This is a genomic window from Nostoc sp. UHCC 0251 (assembly GCF_034932245.1).
Taxonomy (GTDB): Bacteria; Cyanobacteriota; Cyanobacteriia; order Cyanobacteriales; family Nostocaceae; genus Nostoc.
This window is the reverse complement of record NZ_JAYGHD010000426.1, coordinates 1-1,531: the sequence shown is the minus strand read 5'-3', so window position 1 is coordinate 1,531 and position 1,531 is coordinate 1. Positions and strand designations below refer to the sequence as shown.

Annotated in this window: 1 protein-coding gene; it reads right to left on the bottom strand. The window is 44.0% G+C overall.

Annotated elements, in window-relative coordinates; all coding sequences use genetic code 11:
* Positions 1 to 18: 18 nt before the first annotated feature.
* Positions 19 to 1,293, bottom strand: coding sequence for an MFS transporter (locus VB740_RS34265; RefSeq protein WP_323204273.1), 1,275 nt, complete (start codon positions 1,291 to 1,293; stop codon positions 19 to 21).
* Positions 1,294 to 1,531: the final 238 nt, after the last annotated feature.

The following is a 1,531-nucleotide window of genomic DNA, read 5'->3' as shown; positions in this document are numbered from 1 at the left end:
CCAGCCCCGATTTTCTAATTATCCTTTTAGTTTGGGTGTTGCTTCCGGGCGCAGTTGAGATGGGACTTCCCGCCAAAAGAGTGGAATTGCTATCAAACCAGAAATTAACTGAATGCCAGCAAAAATAGCCAGAGCTATACCAAACCCAAAGTGCAGTAACTCTCCAAAAATAAGGCTACCAACACCAAATCCAGTAAATAGGGTAAACACTTTGAGTCCCATCGTTTGACCTAAATTACTGCCATCCCCCAAGTCAGTCACAATACCTACAAACAAAGGTTGCGTCAGGTCGTATCCCAAAGATAAGAACAGAACCGCTATCGTCGTGACATATGCGGGAATACCGAAAATCATCACAAGACCAGCTAAGGCCGCCATCACTAGTCCTAACGGAACTAGCCAACGTCTTCCCCAACGATCAACACATCGACCAATTAAGGAACTCAACAGTAATCCAGGTATGCCGTAGCCGAGAATAGTCAAACCAATGCTCAAGGCATCCATGTTGTAACGTTGTGACAAATACAACCCTAACCAAGTATATACACCAGAGTGGTAAATCCCGTTCCACAAAACATAAGCATAGGTTCGTTGCCCGCGAAAAGTAATTAATATCTGGCTGTATCCTCTAAATATCTCACGAATACTAGGTAATTTATCAATACTGGGTGTATCGAATAGAGCGCCGTAAAGATGAAGCCGCCAAAGTACAACAGCAGCAAGAACAGCCGTACCGATAAATAGCAATCTCCAACCCAAAAACGGTTCAAGAATTGCGCCACCCGCAGAACCTGCCGCCATTCCTCCTTCCATCGCTGCAAACACCAGCCCTAGTTTGCTACCTCGTTGCTCAAAAGGAAATAAATCAGCAATCAATGCAAATGTGAGTGGAATAACGCCACTGGCTCCAAGTCCAGTCAGCAGCCGCCAAGCCGCCATTTGCGAAGCTGTCTGAGCCGTTGCGGTCAAAGCTGTACAAATTACAAAAATTGCCAGCGAGATGCGAATTACAGGCCATCGTCCGAATCGATCTGATAGCACACCGTAGAACAATGCCATTAGTGCGTAAGATAACATGTAGGCTGGAACGATAAATCCAATTTCCTGAACTGGAACGTTAAACACTTCAGCCAAACGTGGAATCAGGGGAGCGATCATATATCCCTGAAGAAAAATTAAACCAGCTGCGATCGCAAGTAAGCTAAACAGGCTTTGATGTTGCTTGAAACGAATTGTGCGATCAGCTGCTTCAGCATGAGGTAGATGCTCAATATGCTTTTTGCGGTTGGGCATGGATTCTAAATCTCCTAATTCACTTTCCGCCCTAAGGTCTGGACACTAAAAATTTAGAAAAGTCAAAGTTTCATGACAATTATGTTAACATTAATTACTTTCGTCTCAAAATTGTTACTCATCAGAAATTGCAGTATCAGCAATACTCGCTATATATAGGACTAGTATTTGATTTATGAAAAGATCTAAGTATATGTAGGGGAGCCAGCCGCATGGGCGGGTTTCCCGACTTGAGCGG

Coding starts and splice junctions, on each gene's coding strand:
- VB740_RS34265 (WP_323204273.1), bottom strand. CDS start 1,293: ATGCCCAACCGCAAAAAGCATATTGAGCATCTACCTCATGCTGAAGCA.